This is a genomic window from Leucobacter muris, assembly GCF_004028235.1.
GTDB lineage: Bacteria > Actinomycetota > Actinomycetes > Actinomycetales > Microbacteriaceae > Leucobacter > Leucobacter muris.
Genome location: NZ_CP035037.1, coordinates 23,625 through 40,151, shown reverse-complemented (window position 1 = coordinate 40,151; position 16,527 = coordinate 23,625). Strand labels below are relative to the sequence as shown.

The window sequence follows — 16,527 nt, the reverse complement described above, 5'->3', positions numbered from 1 at the left end:
ACCGCCCGAGCCGCCGGCACTCCCCGAGGCGAGCTCAGCCGCGCGCCCTCACGGGCGCAGCACCCCCGCTCGACCGGCTCAGCTTCGACGGCCACCAGACCGCCGGGCCGATGTCGTACATGAGAGCCGGCACGAGCAGCGCCCGCACGACGAAGGTGTCGAGCAACACGCCGAAGGCGACGATGAACGAGATCTGCGCGAGGAAGAGGATCGGGATCACCGCCAGAGCGGCGAACGTCGCCGCGAGCACCAGGCCGGCCGACGTGATGACCCCTCCGGTGACCGAGAGGCCGCGGATGATCCCCTCCCTCGTGCCGTGCCGCAGCGACTCCTCTCGGATCCTCGTCGCGAGGAAGATGTTGTAGTCGATCCCGAGCGCCACGAGGAACACGAAGCCGTAGAGCGGCACCGCGGGATCCGCTCCGGGGAACTCGAAGATCCCGTCGAACACGAGCGCAGACACCCCGAGCGCCGTGCCGAACGACACCACCGTGGTGAGCACCAGCAGCACCGGGGCCACGATCGACCGGAGCAGCAGCATGAGGATGACGAGGATCACCGCGAGCACGATCGGGATGATGAGGGCGCGATCGTGGATCGAGGCGTCGTTCGTGTCGATCGCCGTCGCCGTCACCCCGCCTACGAGCGCCTCCGGCCCGTCGGCCGCGAACGCCGCCCGCAGATCTCGCACCGTCTGCTCCGCGGCCGCCGAATCGGCCGCGTCGGAGAGGGTGCCCTGCAGCAGCACCTCGCCGCTCGCCACGGTCGGCTCGGGCGCAGGCGTACCCGGCGGGCCGAAGGCGGTGATCCCCTCGGCCGTGACGGGAGCCGTGCCCGAGGGCGAGTCGGCGCTGAGCACCGCCACGCCGTCGACGCCCGCGCTGTCGAGCAGCACATCGGCCGCCGCCTGCAGCTGGTCCTCGGCCACCAGCACCGACACCGGGCTCCCCGATCCCCCCGGGAAGTGCTCGCCCAGCGCCGCCTGCCCATCGCGCGCCTCCGACGCTCCGAGCACGAGATCCGACTGCGGCACCCCCTGCGCCTGCAGCTGCGTCACACCCGCCGCGCCGATCAGCAGCACCACCGCCGTGACGATCCAGATCGCGCGCGGGCTCCTGCGGATGCGGCGCCCCGCGCGCGGCCACAGGCCCTTCGACGGCACGCCGCCCTCGGCCGCCACCACCTCGGGCTCGTACTTCGGCCGCCTCGGCCAGAACCCCGCGCGGCCGAAGGCGAAGAGGATCGACGGCAGCAGCGTCAGCGCCGAGAGCATCGCGAAGACGATGCCGATCGACGCCACCGGCCCGAGCGAGCTGTTCGACTTCAGGTCGCTGAAGAGCAGGCAGAGCAGGCCGGCGATCACGGTGCCGCCCGACGCGAGGATCGGCTCGAACGAGCCGCGGATCGCTCGCATCGTCGCCGTCCACTTGTCCTGCTGCACGCGCAGCTCCTCGCGATAGCGCGAGACGTAGAGCAGCGAGTAGTCGGTGGCCGCGCCGATCACGAGGATGAAGAGGATGCCCTGCGTCTGGCCGCTGAGCAGCAGCACCCCGGCCTTCGCGAGCCACCACACGACGAGCAGCGCGACGGTCAGCGCGAACAGGCTCGTCGCGAGCACCGCGATGGGCAGCAGGAACGAGCGGTACACGACGATGAGGATGATGAACACCGCGATGAGCGCCACCAGCAGCAGGATGCCGTCGATGCCGGAGAAGGCCTCGACGAGATCGGCGGTGAAGCCCGCCGGGCCCGTCACGAACGACTCGACGCCTGCGGGGGCCGCCGCCCGCAGCCGATCCGACATCTCCGAGACGACATCGCCCACCTCGGACGAGCCGTCGACGGGCACGAAAACCTCGAGCGCGAGGCCGTCGTCGGACGGGATCATCGGCGAAGCGTCAGGCAGCACACCGTCGATGCTCGTCAGATCGTCGACCGCCGTCTGCAACCGCTCGACCTGCGCGTCGGTGAGAGGTTCGGAGCCCGCGAAGACCACGACCGCCGGGATGGCGTTCTGCTCGCTGAAGTCGCCCAGCCGCTCCTGCACGCGAGTGGCGTCGGCCGATTCGGGCAGGTACGAGGTCTGGTCGTTCGAGGAGACCTCGCTCACCTTGCCGAAGTATGGACCTCCCACGCCGGCGCCGGCGAACCACACGAGGATGAGCAGCGCGGGCAGCAGCACCCGCAGCCAGCGCGGCACGCGGCGACGCGGAGGCGTCTCCGCTGCGGGGGACGCGCCGTGGCGGGGGTGGATCTCGGTCATGATGAAATGCTCCAGAAGAGGATGAGGATCAGGGTAACGAGGAAGCCGGAGAAGTAGTTGAGCCAGATGAACCGGCGCCACGCCCGGTTCGTGCGGGCGGATCCGGCATCCGAGACGCGCACGTATGGTGCGCAGTTGACGAGATACGGGACCGCCACGACGGCGGCCAACGGGCCGGGCCACGGTGCGAAGAGCATCAGCACGCCGGCGAGGAGCCAGAGGGCGAGCGCGAGCCGCACCGTGCGCCCCGCACCGAAGGCCGTCGCGATCGAACCGATCCCCGCCTCGCGATCCGGCACGATGTCCTGCACCGCGCCGAACGCGTGCGCCGCGATCCCCCAGATGAAGAACGCGGCGAGGGTGATCAGCAGACCGGCGTCGACGCGTGCGCCCGCGAGCGCGAGCGCGACGATCGCCGGCGTCACGAAGTGGGCGCTCGACGTGAGGGAATCGAGCCCCGGGCGCTCTTTGAAGCGCAGACCGGGAGCGGAGTAGGCGACGAGGGCGAAGGTGCTCACCGCGATCGCGAGCGCCGAGAGCGGGGTGCCGGCCGCCAGCAGCACGATCAGGAACGGCAGATTGGTCGCCAGCGCGAGCCAGAGCATGGGGCGGTGGAACGCTGGTGGCAGCAGGGCGCCCTCGATGCCGCCCTTGCGGGGGTTCTGGATGTCGGAGGCGTAGTCGAAGACGTCGTTGATGCCGTACATCGCGAGGTTGTAGGGCACCAGGTAGTAGAGCGTTCCCACGATGAGCAGCCAGTCGATCTCGCGCGTCGTCAGCAGCATGGCCGCTGCGAACGGGAACGCGGTGTTCACCCAGCTCACCGGCCGCGAAGCCACCCACGCGTGCCGCAGGAGCGCCCCCGCCGGCACCGACCGCTTCCGCGTCAGCAACGCCCAGAGCGCGGGCAGCGCGACGACCGCGGCGAGCGGGTAGGCGAAATCCTCGACGGGCGCGAGCCCCACGCGCACCCCCGACACGAGGCTCTCCTCGTAGGTGAAGAGCCCCGAGGCGATCATGAGCGTGTCGAAGACCGCGGTGAGCACGAGCAGCGCAGCGCCCGCCACCGCCACGGCGGGCAGCACCGGCCGGGACGCCCCGGCGGCGCGCGCGAGGAGCACACCGCCGAGCACCGCCACCACGAGGAAACCGGCCGAGAGCAGGGCATAGCTCATGACGCCCGCCTCTCGGCGCGACGCTCGATGAGCCGGGCACTCCCCGTGTACAGCACCATGGTGCAGAGCACGAGGAAGACGAGGAAGACCGGCTCCTCGAGCGGCAGCTCGGGAGCGAGCACGATGCCCGAGGCGATCTCCGCCCCGCCTCTGAGGAAGATCCCGGCCGCAATGCCGGCGGCGTCCCAGAGCAGCAGGAAGACCGTGCCCGCGGCCGTCACCATCGCCGCCGCTGCGGCGTCCCTCCAGAAGAACAGACGGAACCGACGGTCGATGAGCAGCATGCAGGCGATTCCGGCCAGCAGGCAGGCGAGATAGGCGAACGAGATCATCGAACCGCCCCGGGCCGCGCCGGAGCAGTCACCGGAGCAGTCGACGGCCGCGGCGCGGTCGGGCCGGCGGAGTGATCGCCCCGGATCCTCTTGAGCACCAGCTCGGCGCTGATGAGGCACATCGGCACGCCCACGCCCGGAGCGGTGGTCGCGCCCGCGTAGAACAGGCCGCTCACCCGCTTCGACGCGTTCTGGGCCCGCCACATCGCGCTCTGACGCAGCACGTGCGCCGGGCCGAGCATGCCGCCCCGCCACGACTGGTACTGCTCGGCGAAGTCGGCCGGCCCGATCGTGCGCCGCACGACGATCCGCTCCCGAAGGTCGGGGATCCCGGCCCACTCCTCGATCTGCCGGATCGCGGCATCGGCAGCCCGCTCCACCCGCGGGTCGCCGCCGCCGTCGGCTCCCCCGGCGCCGATCCCCTCGTCGGCGGGCACCGGGATCAGCACGAACAGGTTCTCGTGCCCCTCGGGCGCCACGCCGCCATCGGTCGCGCTCGGGCGGCAGACGTAGATGGACGCGGGATCGGGCACGCTCGGCCGGTCGCCGAAGATCGCCCGGAAGTTCGCCCCCCAGTCGCGCGTGAAGAAGAGCGAGTGGTGCTCGAGCTGCGGCAGCGCCCCCTCGACGCCGAGCAGCACGATGACGGCGCCCGGGCCGCTCTCGAGCCGCTCCCACCAGGCCTCCGGGTAACTGCGCAGCTCGGGCGGCAGCAGTGCCGTCTCGGTGTGGTGCAGGTCGGCGCCCGAGACGACGAGATTGGCGTGCTCGACGTGCTGCTCCCCGCGCGCGTCGCTCCACCGCACCCCGCTCACCGTGGCACCCTCGCGCTCCCGGCGCGTCAGGATGCCGGTGACGCGCGCGCCGGTCACGATCTCGACACCCGCGTCACGCGCCAGCGCCTCCAACCGCTCGATGAGACCCCAGAATCCGCCCATGGGGTACTGCACCCCCTCGTCGAGATCGAGCGCGCTCATCAGGTGGTACATCGCCGGTGCGCGGTCCGGATCGGTGCCGAGGAACACCGCCGGATAGCCGAGCACCTGACGCAGCAGCGGATCCGAGAATCGTCGCCCGGCGAAGCGCGCGAGCGAGGTGCCGAGCAGCCCGAGCAGCCGCGGCGCCGCTCGCAGCACCTCCGGCGCGGCGAGCGATCGCCACCGGGTGAACGGGTTGTAGAGGAAGTAGCGCTCGGCCATCTCCGAGGCGCGACGTGCGGAGCCGAGGTACCGGCGCAGGCGCCGGCCGCTCCCCGGCTCCCGCCGTTCGAACGCCGCCTCCACGCGCTCGCGCCCGTGGGGCACGGTCATCTCGGGCGCGCGGCCCTCCGACGCGGGTTCGCCGAAGACCCGGTAGCCCGGGTCGAGCGTGCGCAGATCCAGCTGCTCGTCGGCGCTGGTGCCGAGGAGTTCGAAGAAGTGCTCGAAGACCCGGGGCATGAGATACCAGGACGGGCCGGTATCGAACCGGAACCCCTCGACCTCCACGCTGCCGGCGCGCCCGCCGAGTTGCTCGTTCTGCTCGAGCAGGCGCACCCGGTGGCCCTCGCGGGCCAGCAGTGCCGCGGTCGCCAGCCCGGCGATCCCGCCTCCGATGACGATGGTGCGCGTCATGCGAGACCCTCCTTCCGCGCCGAGACGATCGACTGCAGCGCGAGCCACGCCTTCACCGGGTTCGAGACCCGCACACGGCGGCTGCGCAGGCTCGCCGCCGGTGTGCGCGCGATCCGCTCGGTGAGCCTCCTGAACAGCCGGAGCGCGCAGCCCACCGCACCGCGCGCGTCGGAGGGCAGCAGCGGCAGGGTCTGCTCGGCGTCGGCCAGCTGCGCACGGATCGTCTCGACCCAGCGCCGCTGCAGCTCAGGGGTCATCTCGGCCTCCCCGCCCAGATAGTCGCGCTTCAGACGGTCGGCGTCGTCGCCGAGATCACGCAGGAAGTTGACGTTCTGGAAAGCGGCTCCGAGCTGCCTCGCCCCGTGCTCGAGCAGCTGCGCCGTCTCGGCGCTGCACGCCTCATCGCGCATGAAGACCCGCAGGCACATGAGGCCGACGACCTCGGCGGAGCCGTACACGTAGGCGGCGTGGTCGGAGACGTCGAACGCGCGCACGGCGGCCGCGCGCGGAGGGGCTTCCGCCGTTCCGACCCGGGCGGCTTCCACCGTTCCGACCGGCGGGGCCTCGGGGAGGTCCATGCGCATCGAGGCGAAGAACGGGCGCGTGAGACCGACGTCGATGCCGGCATCGCGCGCGGTGACGGCGAAGGCGTGCGCGATGGGGTTGCTGCTGTAGCCGCTCCGCATGGCCTGTTCCGTCTCATCCTCGAGGGCGGCCAGTCTGCGGCGCTGCTCCACGGGGGCCACTCCTGCGTGCTCGGCGACGCCGTCCACGAGTTCATCGGCGATCCTGACCAGCGCGTAGATGTTGCGGATGTGCGTGCGGTGGCGCGATCCGAGCAGACGGGTCGCGAGTCCGAAGGAGGTCGAGTATGCGGCGATGACGCGCTGGGCCGCCGCTTCCGAGGCTGCGGTGTACCGCTCGAGCGGGCCGAGATCGTCGGCGCGTCGCATCATGCCCGCCGCCCCTCGAGGCTGTCGACGACCCTCAGGAGAAACCTCGAGAGCCCCCCGGGAATGACCGTCGCTTCCCGAGAGGCGATCTCGACCGCAGCTCGGATACGATCGTCGACCATGGAGCCGATGAAACCCTCCGCGCCGCACTGCACGAGCGCCGCGCGAATGGCGCGGCCGTGCTCCTCGGTGAAGTCGGGCGCCCCGAGCAGCGGTTCGAGGGTCGGCCAGGCGTCCGTCATGCGGGCGTAGGCGATGATCGCCGTCTCCTTGCCCTCGCGGAAATCGGAGAACGCATCCTTGCCGTGCTCCCGGCTGTCGCCGAAAGCGCACAGCAGATCGTCCTGCAGCTGGAACGCGACGCCCAGGTGCCGCGCCACCTCTCCGAGGGCCTGCTCCACCCGGGATCCCGATCCGGCGAGGACCGCAGAGGCGCGCAGCGGCAACTCGAAGGTGTAGGTGGCCGTCTTCAACCGGCTCATGTCGAGCACCGTGTCGAGGTCGGCCGGGATGACGCCGTCGCTCAATCCCACGTCGTACTGCTCCCCTGCGACCGACTCGGTGATGGTGCGGTCGAGCAGATCCAGCAGCCGCACGCGCACGGCCTCCGACAGGGCCTCCCTCGCGAAGACCTGGTGCGCCGCCGAGAGCATCAGGTCTCCCAGCAGGATCCCACTGCTGCGCGCCCAGTGGAGCGCTCGATCCGACGCATCGTCCGCTTCGACGCCCGACGCGGCTCGCGACGCATCGATCACGCGCCCGATCACGTTGGGGGCGCCGCGGCGCAGCAGATCCTCGTCGATCACGTCGTCGTGCAGCAGGAAGGAGAAGTGCAGCAGCTCGACGGCGGCCGCGATGCGGAGCGCCGCGGGCCGACGGGCCGCATCGCCGCCGGGCTCGCGCGCGAGGGCGTCGAACGCCCCCATGAGCAGCCGCGGCCTCAGCAGCTTGCCGCCGAGCAGGCACTCGGATCCGAGCCGCCAGAGCCGGTCGAAGTGCGGTCCGTACGCGGCTCCGCTCGCGCTCCGCGCGTCGAGGAGGTCTCGCAGGTGCAGCTCGATCTCCCGCACGACGCCGTCGGTCTCGCTGCGTCTCTCCAGCATCTCAAGCACCGTTCGGCCCTCCCGGGAACGCCCCGATCGCGAAGAGGCGCGGCAGCTGCTCCCTGAGCCAGGGGCTGAAGACGAAGGGGGTGTTCGAGACGGCGACGAGCAGGGCCTCTGGTTCGACCCACTCCCACTCCATGACCTCTTCGGCCCGGGGCGCGACCGGGCCCCTCGCGACAGCGGTGAAGACCGGGCAGAACTCGTTCTCGACGGTGCCTCCGGCGTCGACGGCTCGATAGGAGAAGTCGGGCAGCCGCTCCTGCACCGACTCGATGCCGACGTCGAGCTCCTGGCGGCCTCGGCGCCGCACCGCCGAACCCAGCGCCTCCTCCGGGCCGGGATGGCCGCAGAAGCTGTTGGTCCACACCCCGGGCCAGGTGCGCTTCGCGAGCGCGCGACGCGTCACGAGGATGCGTCCCTCACGATCCAGCAGATAGCAAGAGAACGCGAGGTGCAGCGGGGTGTTCGCGGTGTGCACGTCGCACTTGGGAGCGGTGCCCACGGGCGCACCGACGTCGTCCAGCAGCACGACGAGTTCGGTCTGATCCATGCAATCCCCCAATCGAGCACCTAAACTATCTCAAACCATATTATTGCTAACTAGGGATATTAAACGCTAGGATAATTTATTCGTCGAAGCGCGAAAGAATCGTAGGATTGCCCCATGGAGAATCGTGACTCCGCCGAGACGGCAGACCGCATCTCGGAGAACCTGTATCGCGTCGGCATGAAGGCCGGCAGCAGCGACCTCGTCGACGTCTCCGACGTGCCCGAGGCGGCGATGGAGGAGATCGCGCAACTCATGAACGCCCTCGCCCGGCTGCGCGAGGCCGAGACTTTGCTCTCGGAGGCCTCCCGCAAATACATGAAGCTGAGCGAGCAGGACATGCGCGCCCTGCACTATCTGATCGTCGCGAAACGCCAGGGCGAGATCGTCACCCCCGGAATGATCGCCGCGCACCTGCGCATCTCGGCGGCGTCCACGACCAAGCTGCTGAACCGGCTCGAACGCGACAACCACATCACCCGCCGCCTCCACCCGCGCGATCGGCGCGCGTTCGTGATCGAAGTCACACCGGAGACCGAGGCCTCTGCGAAGCAGACGGTGGGGCGGCAGCAGGCTCGACGCTTCTATGCCGCCGCACGGCTGACGAGCGAGGAGCGGGCTGCCGTGACGCGCTTCCTCACCGACATGGCCGAAGAGATCTCACTCACACGCGCCGACTGGGCGGGCACCACGGTCTCGGAGGGGTGAAGCGGGAGGCGCGCTGTAGCCGGCGGCGTGGACGTCCTCCTCACCGAGGACGCCTACCAGCACTGTGGACGCGGTCGCACTGCAACGACGAACACCCGGCGACCGGAGCCCCGAAAGGACCCCGCTGCCGGGTGTTTCTCGTGCGCGAGGGGGGACTTGAACCCCCACGCCCTTGCGGGCACTGGCACCTGAAGCCAGCGCGTCTGCCAATTCCGCCACTCGCGCGAGACGTCTCCGGGCCTTTCGGCTCGGACAACTCTGCAAGCTTAGCAGCACCACGAGCCTCGCACCAAAGCGGGCGCGAGCGGCCGCAGCCGCCTCCCGCGCGCTCCGCGGCAGCGGCGCTTCTCGGCACGGCCCCATGGCTGCGGGATACACTAATGCGGAAGTCGCAGCCGATCGGCGTGCGATCCGACCGAGCGGAAAGGGTGAGCGCAGCACGTGGGCATTCTGGACAGCGTCGAGCGCGGGCTCGAGCGCGCCGTCAACGGCGCGTTCGCACGCACGTTCCGCTCGGGCGTGCAGCCCGTCGAGATCGCGGCGGCCCTGAAGCGCGAGCTCGACATCGGCGCCGTGATCGTCGACCGCGACCGCGTGCTCGCCCCCAACCGCTTCGTGGTGCGCGTCTCGCAGAAGGACGCGGATCGCCTGCGCGGCCTCGGCGACACCCTCGAGCAGGAGCTGCGCGGCGTCGTCGTGAAGCACGCGAAGCAGCAGAGCTACCAGCTGCTCGGCGATCCCGACGTCGAGATCCGCTCCGACGGCTCGCTCACCACGGGGGTGCTCGAGATCGACGCCTCCCGGGTCGAGGGCTCGGTCGACTGGGTCGCCGTCGTCGACGTCGACGGCGCCCGCCACGAACTGCCGCGCGGCACCACGACCGTCGGCCGCGGCAGCGACTGCGGCATCCGCATCGGCGACACCGCGGCCTCGCGCAAGCACCTCGAGATCATCTGGGACGGCGCCGCCGGCCTCGCGCGAGACCTCGGCTCGACCAACGGCTCCAAGATCAACGGTCAGCGCTTCCGCGAGGCGGCGCTCTCCCCCGGCATCGTGATCACGATCGGCCAGACGGCGCTGCGATTCCAGCTCGTACCCGGCCGCGCGAGCCGGCCCGCGCGGCCGGCCCCCGCAACACCCCCCTCGGCGAGCGCGAAGCCCACGGCGACGCCCCCGAGCGCCGCGGCGCCGCCACCCTCAGCGGGCGGCACCCCCGGCATCGACGAAGATTTCTGGAGGGGTCTATGAGCGAACTCACCCTGCTCATCCTGCGCATCGGCTTCCTGCTGCTGCTGTGGTTCTTCATCTTCGCCATCGTCTACGCGCTGCGCAGCGACCTCTTCGGCGCCCCCGTGCGGCGCCTCCGCACCGACGGCAACGGCAACCCGGTGCCCCAGCCCTCGCTGCAGGTCACGGCCCCGGCCGCCGCCTCGCCCGTGGCGGCAGCGCCCGCCTCGCCCGCCAACCCCCTCCCCTCGGCCGGAGGCTCCGGCCCGGCCCGCCACCTCGTCATCACCTCCGGCGTCGCGAGCGGCACCTCCATCCCCCTCGACGACGACATCCTCACGATCGGCCGCAGCGGCGACTCCACCCTCGTCATCGTCGACGAGTACACCTCCACCTACCACGCCCGTCTCGCCCGCAACGGCGAGGAGTGGATCCTCACCGATCTCGACTCCACGAACGGCACCCGTCTCGACGGCACCCGCGTCACGAAGCCCGTCCCCGTGCCCCTGTTCACGCCGGTCACCATCGGCACCACCACCTTCGAGCTGAGGCCCTGAGCGTGACGGTCGGCTACGAAAGCGCCATCGGCTCGCATGTCGGCATGGTGCGGTCCAACAACCAGGATTCCGGGTTCGCGGGCGACTACCTCTTCCTCGTCGCCGACGGCATGGGCGGCCACGCGGGAGGCGACGTCGCCTCGGCCATCGCCGCCAAGACCATGGCCGACTTCGACGTCGCGCCGACCGGCAGCCCCGAGGCCACGACCAACACGCTGCGCTCGGCGATCCTCGACACCAACGCCAAACTGCGCAGCACCGTCAAGGATCGCCCCGAGCTGGCGGGCATGGGCACCACCTTCACCGGCTTCATCACCGTGGGCGACCGGCTCGCACTCGCCCACATCGGCGACTCGCGCCTCTACCTGCTGCGAGACAACGAGCTGCGGCAGATCACGAAGGATCACACCTTCGTGCAGCGCCTCGTCGACAGCGGCAAGATCACCGAGGACGAGGCGAAGATCCACCCCCGCCGCTCGGTGCTGATGCGCGTGCTCGGCGACGTCGAGGCCTCGCCCCAGGTCGACACCGAGGTGCTCGACACCCGCCCCGGCGACGTCTGGCTGCTCTGCTCCGACGGCCTCTGCGGCTACGTCGAGGATTCCGACATCGAGAAGATCCTGCGCCGCCGCACCTCGCTGCAGGGCGCCGTCGACTCGCTCATCGACAAGAGTCTCGCGCACGGCGCACCCGACAACGTGACGGTCGTGCTCGTCGAGACCGTGCCCGAGGCCGCGGCTCCCGAGACGCACGGGGCCGAGGAGGGCGCGCCGAGCGCCGAGCCCTCTTCGGCGTCCTCCACCGACACGGTCGAGCTCACCGACGTGGTCGGGCAGGTCACCACGGGCGGGCAGCCCCTGCCGGCCCCCTCGAACCGGCGCTTCGCGGGATCCGCGGCGACCTCGGCCGGCTCCCGCGACGGCTCCGTCACGACCGCCCGCACCCGGCTCATGGGGCGCCGCCGTCCCGTGCGCCGCCCCCCGCAGATCGAGGAGAGCCACTTCGAGCCCCGCGTCGACGAGTACCTCGCCGAGCTCATGGCAGAGACGAAGCGTCGCAACAAGCGCCGCCGCCTGCTGTGGGCGCTCGGCGCGGTGGCGGTGCTGGTCGCGATCGGCGGCGCGCTGCTGTTCGGCTACCAGTGGACGCAGAGCCGCTACTTCGTCGGCACCGACGGCGAGACCGTCATCATCTACCGGGGCGTGCAACAGGAGATCGGCTCGTTCTCGCTCTACTCGACGGCCGAGGACACCGAGATCCCCCTCGCCGATCTCGACGGCCTCGAGCAGCGCCAGGTCAAGCGCACCCTCGGCGCCGGCTCGCTCGAGGAGGCGCGCGACATCGTGCTGAGGCTGGGGGTGCACGATGAGTGACGCCCGCGGCGCGGCCAAGGAACCGCGCACCTTCGAGAAGACCCGCACCAGCGAGACGGTGCTGCAGCGCATCACCGCGCTGCGCGCCCCTCGCAAGCTGCTCGGCCTCGAGCTCTCGCTGGTGCTGTTCGCGATGGCGGTCGGGATCGCCGCGATCGTGATCGTCGACCTCACCGTGCTCGGGCGGGTCACCACGACCCTGCTGCCCACCGGGGCGCTCTTCCTCATCGCGCTGTTCGCGCTGCACATCACGATCCGCCGCATCGCCCCCGACGCCGATCCGCTCATCATGCCGATCGCGACGCTCCTCAACCTCGTCGGCGTCGCGATGATCTATCGCATCGACCTGGCTCGCTCCGTCTCGGGCTGGGAGTCGACGTCGGTGCGCCAGCTCGTCTGGTCGACCGTGGCCGTGGTCGCCGCGATCGCGGTGCTCGCCGTGATCCGCAACCACCTGGTGCTCTTCCGCTACACCTACCTCACCGGGCTCGGCGCGGTGATCCTGCTGCTGCTGCCCATGCTGCCGGGCATCGGCCAGGAGATCAACGGCGCTCGGGTGTGGATCCACATCGGCTCGTTCTCGTTCCAGCCGGGCGAGATCGCGAAGATCCTGCTCGCGGTCTTCTTCGCGGGCTACCTGGTGCGCAACCGCGACTCGCTCGCGATGGTGGGCAAGAAGTTCCTCGGCATCCGCTTCCCGCGGGGCCGGGATCTCGGCCCGCTGCTCGTGTTCTGGCTCGCCGCGATGTCCGTGCTCGTGTTCCAGCGCGACCTCGGCACCTCGCTGCTCTACTTCGGCCTGTTCCTGTCGATGCTGTACCTCGCGACGGGCCGCGTCGGCTGGATCATCCTGGGCGTCGGCCTGTTCCTCGTTGGCGGCCTCGTCGCCAGCCAGGCCCTCGAGTACGTGAACCGCCGATTCGCGAACTGGCTCGACCCGTTCGCCGACCCCTACGGGGCGAGCCACCAGATGGTGCAGGGCCTGTTCGGCATGGCGAACGGCGGCATGACCGGCACGGGCCTCGGGCAGGGCTACCCGAACGACACCCCCCTCGCGCAGAGCGACTACATCATCCCGAGCCTGGGCGAAGAGCTCGGCCTCATCGGCCTGTTCGTCATCCTCGCCGCCTACCTGCTGCTCGTGGGACGCGGGCTTCGGATCGGCTTCGCCGGCCAGGACGACTTCGGCAAGCTGCTCGCGTCAGGCCTCGCCTTCACGATCGCCCTGCAGGTGTTCATCGTGGTCGGCGGCGTGACCCGCGTGATCCCGCTGACCGGCCTGACGGCACCGTTCCTCGCGGCCGGCGGCTCCTCCCTCGTGTCGAACTGGATCATCATCGCACTGCTGATCCTGCTCTCGAACTCCGTGCGCAACCGACCGAAGCTGGTGATCCGCTCGTGAACAAGCAGCTCAAGTTCATCACCCGCACCGTGTTCGCCATGTTCCTAGTGCTGTTCTTCGCCGTCACGATGATCCAGTTCGTGCAGGCCGACGAGCTGCGCGCGAACGAGCTCAACGGGCGCACCATCAAGAACGGCTACAAGGTCGAGCGCGGCTCGATCCTGGTCGGCGGCGAGCCCGTCGCGTACTCGACGCCCACGGGCGACTCGTACCGGTTCGTGCGCCAGTACTCGAACGGCCCCCTCTACGCCCCCATCACGGGCTACTTCTCGCATCTGCAGGGCGCCTCCGGCCTCGAGGCCGCGATGAACCAGGATCTGTCGGGCATCGGCAACGCGCAGTTCTTCACCCGCATCATGAACACCCTCAACGGCGTGGAGCCGCAGGGCAGCTCGGTCGAGACCACGATCGACCCGGCGGTGCAGGAGGCCGCCGCCGCCGCGATGAACGAGAGCGGCTTCGAGGGCGCGGTCGTGGCGATCGAGCCGAAGACGGGCCGCATCCTCGCGCTCGTCTCGACGCCCGGCTACGATCCGAACCTGCTCTCGACGAACAACGACGCCGAGATCATCGCGAACTACCGGCAGCTCGAGGACGAGCCGTCCCAGCCGCTGCAGAACCGCGCGATCGCGGGCGACCTCTACCACCCGGGCTCCGTCTACAAGCTGCTCGTCGCCGCGGCCGCCATCGAGGCCGGCGCCGCGACCCCAGCCACGGAGTTCGACAACCCGGCGCAGCTCACGCTGCCGCAGTCGACCGCGGTGATGCAGAACGCCTCCCGCACCACCTGCGGCTCGGGCGCGAAGGCCACGCTCGAGCAGGCGATCGTGCTCTCCTGCAACATCCCGATCGCCGAGCTCGCGATGAGCATGGACCGCGACGAGGTGCCGAACATGGCCAACGCCTTCGGCTTCGGACAGGACGTCTCGATCCCGCTCTCGGTCACCCCCAGCCAGGCGCCGATCCCCGCCGACCAGGCCGGCACGGCGCTCTCGTCGATCGGTCAGCTCGACGTGCGCGCCACGCCGCTGCAGATCGCGATGGTCTCGGCCGGTATCGCGAACGACGGCACCGTCATGACCCCCTACCTCGTCGACGAGATCATCACCCCGGATCTGCGCGTCGAGAAGGAGTTCACGCCGACCGAGTTCTCGAAGCCCGTCTCGAGCGATACGGCGCATGCGGTTGCTGAGATGATGGAGCACGGCGTCTCGAACCCCGAGGGCCTCGCGAAGAACGCGGGCATCGAGGGCGTGCGGGTCGCGGGCAAGACCGGTACGGCCGAGAACGGGCAGGATGAGGCGGGCAACGACCTGCCCTTCACCCTGTGGTTCACGGGCTTCGCGCCGGTCGACGACCCGCAGGTGGCGGTGGCGGTGGTCGTCGCCGACGGCGGCGGCGAGGCGTATGGTTTTGCGGGTGGATCGTACGATCTGCCCACGGCAGTCGGAAAACGAGTAATGGAAGCGGTGTTGAGCGAATGAGACCAGCGGCAGGTATCACATTCGGCGGACGCTACGAGCTGAGCTCGAGGATCGCCGTCGGTGGTATGGGCGAGGTGTGGAAGGCGACGGACAGCATCATCGGTCGCACCGTCGCCATCAAGATCCTCAAGGACGAGTACATGGGCGACCCCGGGTTCCTCGAGCGCTTCCGCGCCGAGGCCCGCCACGCCGCGCTCGTGAACCACGAGGGCATCGCCAACGTCTTCGATTACGGCGAGGAGCAGGGCTCCGCCTACATCGTGATGGAGCTCGTGCCGGGTGAGCCGCTCTCGGCGATCATCGAGCGCGAGGGCCGGCTGCCCGCCAACCGCGTGCTCGGGATCGTGGCGCAGACCGCCACCTCGCTGCAGGCCGCCCACGACGCCGGCCTCGTGCACCGCGACATCAAGCCCGGCAACCTGCTGATCACGCCCGAGGGCCGCGTGAAGATCACCGACTTCGGCATCGCGCGGATCGCCGATCAGGTGCCGCTCACCGCGACCGGTCAGGTGATGGGCACGGTGCAGTACCTCGCGCCCGAGCAGGCGAGCGGTCACACCGCCACCCCGGCGACCGACATCTACTCGCTGGGCGTCGTGGCCTACGAGTGCCTCGCAGGCAAGCGCCCCTTCACGGGCGAGTCGCAGGTCGCGATCGCGATGGCGCAGATCAACGACACCCCGCCGGATCTGCCGGCCGACGTGCCGGAGCCCGTGCGCAACCTCGTGATGGCGTGCCTCGCGAAGGACGCGGCCGGCCGGCCGCAGACCGCGGCGAAGCTCGCGCAGGCCGCGACGGCCCTGCACCGCGGCGACGTGCGCCTCGCCGCGAGCTACGTGCCGCAGGTGCTGGGCGAGGCCGAGCCCGCCACCACGGCGCTGCCGCAGCAGACGCAGACGATGGACGCCGCGACGACCGCGCTGCCGCAGACGACCGCGCTCGCCGGCCCGGGCGCCGCCGCCGACCTCACGGCCGACCCCGTCGAGGAGGGCGCCGACGAGCAGCCTCGCAAGAAGAAGCGCAGCCCGTGGACGTGGCCGCTCATCACGCTGCTCGCGCTGCTGCTCATCATCGGCGTCGGCACCGCCGTCGCGCTGATGAACCAGAACAGCGGGGAGAAGCCGGCCACCACCACGAGCACCCCGAAGACCACCACGAAGAAGCCGACCACCACGAAGGCGCCCACCACAGGCGTCGTCGACGACAGAGAGCTCATCGGCATGAACATCGAGGAGGCCGTGGGGTACCTCAACGGCCTCGGCTTCTCGAACGTCAGCCCGCAGGAGGGCAACGCAGCTCCCGACGATCAGGTCGGCCTCGTCACCGCGGTCAACCCGACGGGCCCCAAGGTGCCCTTCGACCAGCCGATCACCCTCACCTACAACGTGGCGTTCGGTCAGGCCGGGCAGCCGGCGGCGCCGACCAGCGATCGCAGCGAGGTCAACTCGGGACAGGCCTTCACGGTGCAGCTCGCGACCGCGCAGAGCTTCTGCCCCACCAACTTCACGGTGCAGAACTACTCGGTGAGCGTCACCGGGTCGGGATCGCTCGCGGGCGTGTCCGGCGCCGTCGCGAACCTGCAGGCCGAGACGCTGAGCCCGGGCGCCGAGAACGGCTCGATCAGCATCACCTACTCGGCGACCTGCCAGAACAGCGTGGGCGTCGTGCGCGAGGCCCCCGCATCGCCGCCGCTCGTCGTGACCGTCAAGGCGCCGCCCGCCGAGGGCGGCGGCGGATCCGGCGGATCCGGCGGGTCCGACGGGCAGTAGAACCGCTGAGACGACCCG

14 protein-coding genes and 1 tRNA gene are annotated in these 16,527 nt (G+C 70.5%); 7 read left to right on the top strand and 8 right to left on the bottom strand.

Annotated features, from left to right (window positions below; translation table 11 throughout):
• Positions 1–34: 34 nt before the first annotated feature.
• Genes Leucomu_RS00195 through idi form a run of 7 tightly spaced genes read right to left on the bottom strand, consistent with a single transcriptional unit; the run spans position 35 to position 7,992 of the window.
• The gene (locus Leucomu_RS00195) at positions 35–2,263 is read right to left on the bottom strand and encodes an MMPL family transporter (protein WP_128385958.1); all 2,229 of its coding nucleotides are present in this window, start codon (positions 2,261–2,263) and stop codon (positions 35–37) included.
• Positions 2,260–3,438: a prenyltransferase gene (locus Leucomu_RS00190; RefSeq protein WP_128385957.1), complete on the bottom strand. Its 1,179-nt coding sequence runs from the start codon at positions 3,436–3,438 to the stop codon at positions 2,260–2,262. Before Leucomu_RS00190 ends, Leucomu_RS00195 begins: the two co-directional genes overlap by 4 nt.
• On the bottom strand, positions 3,435–3,770 hold the full coding sequence (locus tag Leucomu_RS00185; protein WP_017884135.1) for a lycopene cyclase domain-containing protein: 336 nt from the start codon (positions 3,768–3,770) through the stop codon (positions 3,435–3,437). The genes Leucomu_RS00190 and Leucomu_RS00185 overlap by 4 nt, the downstream gene beginning before the upstream one ends.
• Complete coding sequence (gene crtI / locus Leucomu_RS00180; RefSeq protein WP_128385956.1) at positions 3,767–5,383, bottom strand: phytoene desaturase family protein; 1,617 nt, start codon at positions 5,381–5,383, stop codon at positions 3,767–3,769. Before crtI ends, Leucomu_RS00185 begins: the two co-directional genes overlap by 4 nt.
• A complete protein-coding gene (locus Leucomu_RS00175) occupies positions 5,380–6,339 on the bottom strand; it encodes a phytoene/squalene synthase family protein (RefSeq protein ID WP_128385955.1) in 960 nt (319 codons plus the stop codon). Before Leucomu_RS00175 ends, crtI begins: the two co-directional genes overlap by 4 nt.
• The gene (locus tag Leucomu_RS00170) at positions 6,336–7,439 is read right to left on the bottom strand and encodes a polyprenyl synthetase family protein (protein ID WP_128385954.1); all 1,104 of its coding nucleotides are present in this window, start codon (positions 7,437–7,439) and stop codon (positions 6,336–6,338) included. The genes Leucomu_RS00175 and Leucomu_RS00170 overlap by 4 nt, the downstream gene beginning before the upstream one ends.
• Position 7,440: 1 nt before the next feature.
• Complete coding sequence (idi, locus tag Leucomu_RS00165; protein WP_128385953.1) at positions 7,441–7,992, bottom strand: isopentenyl-diphosphate Delta-isomerase; 552 nt, start codon at positions 7,990–7,992, stop codon at positions 7,441–7,443.
• A gap of 114 nt (positions 7,993–8,106) precedes the next feature.
• On the opposite strand from idi, the gene Leucomu_RS00160 reads away from it, so the two are divergent.
• Entirely contained in the window at positions 8,107–8,697 is a 591-nt protein-coding gene (locus tag Leucomu_RS00160; RefSeq protein WP_128385952.1) for a MarR family winged helix-turn-helix transcriptional regulator, read from the top strand.
• 141 nt (positions 8,698–8,838) lie between these two features.
• Here Leucomu_RS00160 and Leucomu_RS00155 read toward each other — a convergent pair.
• Positions 8,839–8,922: transfer RNA gene (locus Leucomu_RS00155), tRNA-Leu, on the bottom strand.
• Between the two features lie 216 nt (positions 8,923–9,138).
• Between Leucomu_RS00155 and Leucomu_RS00150 the strand changes: the two genes are divergently transcribed.
• The 6 genes from Leucomu_RS00150 to Leucomu_RS00125 are packed head-to-tail and all read left to right on the top strand — an operon-like array spanning position 9,139 to position 16,509.
• Positions 9,139–9,945 (top strand): FhaA domain-containing protein, encoded by an 807-nt coding sequence (locus Leucomu_RS00150; protein ID WP_128385951.1) that lies wholly within the window; start codon positions 9,139–9,141, stop codon positions 9,943–9,945.
• A complete protein-coding gene (locus Leucomu_RS00145) occupies positions 9,942–10,481 on the top strand; it encodes an FHA domain-containing protein FhaB/FipA (RefSeq protein ID WP_128385950.1) in 540 nt (179 codons plus the stop codon). The genes Leucomu_RS00150 and Leucomu_RS00145 overlap by 4 nt, the downstream gene beginning before the upstream one ends.
• Positions 10,482–10,483: 2 nt before the next feature.
• Positions 10,484–11,854, top strand: coding sequence for a Stp1/IreP family PP2C-type Ser/Thr phosphatase (locus Leucomu_RS00140; RefSeq protein WP_128385949.1), 1,371 nt, complete (start codon positions 10,484–10,486; stop codon positions 11,852–11,854).
• Positions 11,847–13,256 (top strand): FtsW/RodA/SpoVE family cell cycle protein, encoded by a 1,410-nt coding sequence (locus tag Leucomu_RS00135; protein WP_017884126.1) that lies wholly within the window; start codon positions 11,847–11,849, stop codon positions 13,254–13,256. The genes Leucomu_RS00140 and Leucomu_RS00135 overlap by 8 nt, the downstream gene beginning before the upstream one ends.
• On the top strand, positions 13,253–14,740 hold the full coding sequence (locus Leucomu_RS00130; protein ID WP_017884125.1) for a penicillin-binding transpeptidase domain-containing protein: 1,488 nt from the start codon (positions 13,253–13,255) through the stop codon (positions 14,738–14,740). The genes Leucomu_RS00135 and Leucomu_RS00130 overlap by 4 nt, the downstream gene beginning before the upstream one ends.
• Complete coding sequence (locus Leucomu_RS00125) at positions 14,737–16,509, top strand: protein kinase domain-containing protein (protein WP_128385948.1); 1,773 nt, start codon at positions 14,737–14,739, stop codon at positions 16,507–16,509. Before Leucomu_RS00130 ends, Leucomu_RS00125 begins: the two co-directional genes overlap by 4 nt.
• The last annotated feature ends 18 nt before the right edge of the window (positions 16,510–16,527 follow it).

Excerpts from the sequence above, each read along its gene's own strand:
- Leucomu_RS00195 (WP_128385958.1), bottom strand. The coding sequence starts at position 2,263 with ATGACCGAGATCCACCCCCGCCACGGCGCGTCCCCCGCAGCGGAGACG.
- Leucomu_RS00190 (WP_128385957.1), bottom strand. The coding sequence starts at position 3,438 with ATGAGCTATGCCCTGCTCTCGGCCGGTTTCCTCGTGGTGGCGGTGCTC.
- Leucomu_RS00185 (WP_017884135.1), bottom strand. The coding sequence starts at position 3,770 with ATGATCTCGTTCGCCTATCTCGCCTGCCTGCTGGCCGGAATCGCCTGC.
- crtI (WP_128385956.1), bottom strand. The coding sequence starts at position 5,383 with ATGACGCGCACCATCGTCATCGGAGGCGGGATCGCCGGGCTGGCGACC.
- Leucomu_RS00175 (WP_128385955.1), bottom strand. The coding sequence starts at position 6,339 with ATGATGCGACGCGCCGACGATCTCGGCCCGCTCGAGCGGTACACCGCA.
- Leucomu_RS00170 (WP_128385954.1), bottom strand. The coding sequence starts at position 7,439 with ATGCTGGAGAGACGCAGCGAGACCGACGGCGTCGTGCGGGAGATCGAG.
- idi (WP_128385953.1), bottom strand. The coding sequence starts at position 7,992 with ATGGATCAGACCGAACTCGTCGTGCTGCTGGACGACGTCGGTGCGCCC.
- Leucomu_RS00160 (WP_128385952.1), top strand. The coding sequence starts at position 8,107 with ATGGAGAATCGTGACTCCGCCGAGACGGCAGACCGCATCTCGGAGAAC.
- Leucomu_RS00145 (WP_128385950.1), top strand. The coding sequence starts at position 9,942 with ATGAGCGAACTCACCCTGCTCATCCTGCGCATCGGCTTCCTGCTGCTG.
- Leucomu_RS00135 (WP_017884126.1), top strand. The coding sequence starts at position 11,847 with ATGAGTGACGCCCGCGGCGCGGCCAAGGAACCGCGCACCTTCGAGAAG.
- Leucomu_RS00125 (WP_128385948.1), top strand. The coding sequence starts at position 14,737 with ATGAGACCAGCGGCAGGTATCACATTCGGCGGACGCTACGAGCTGAGC.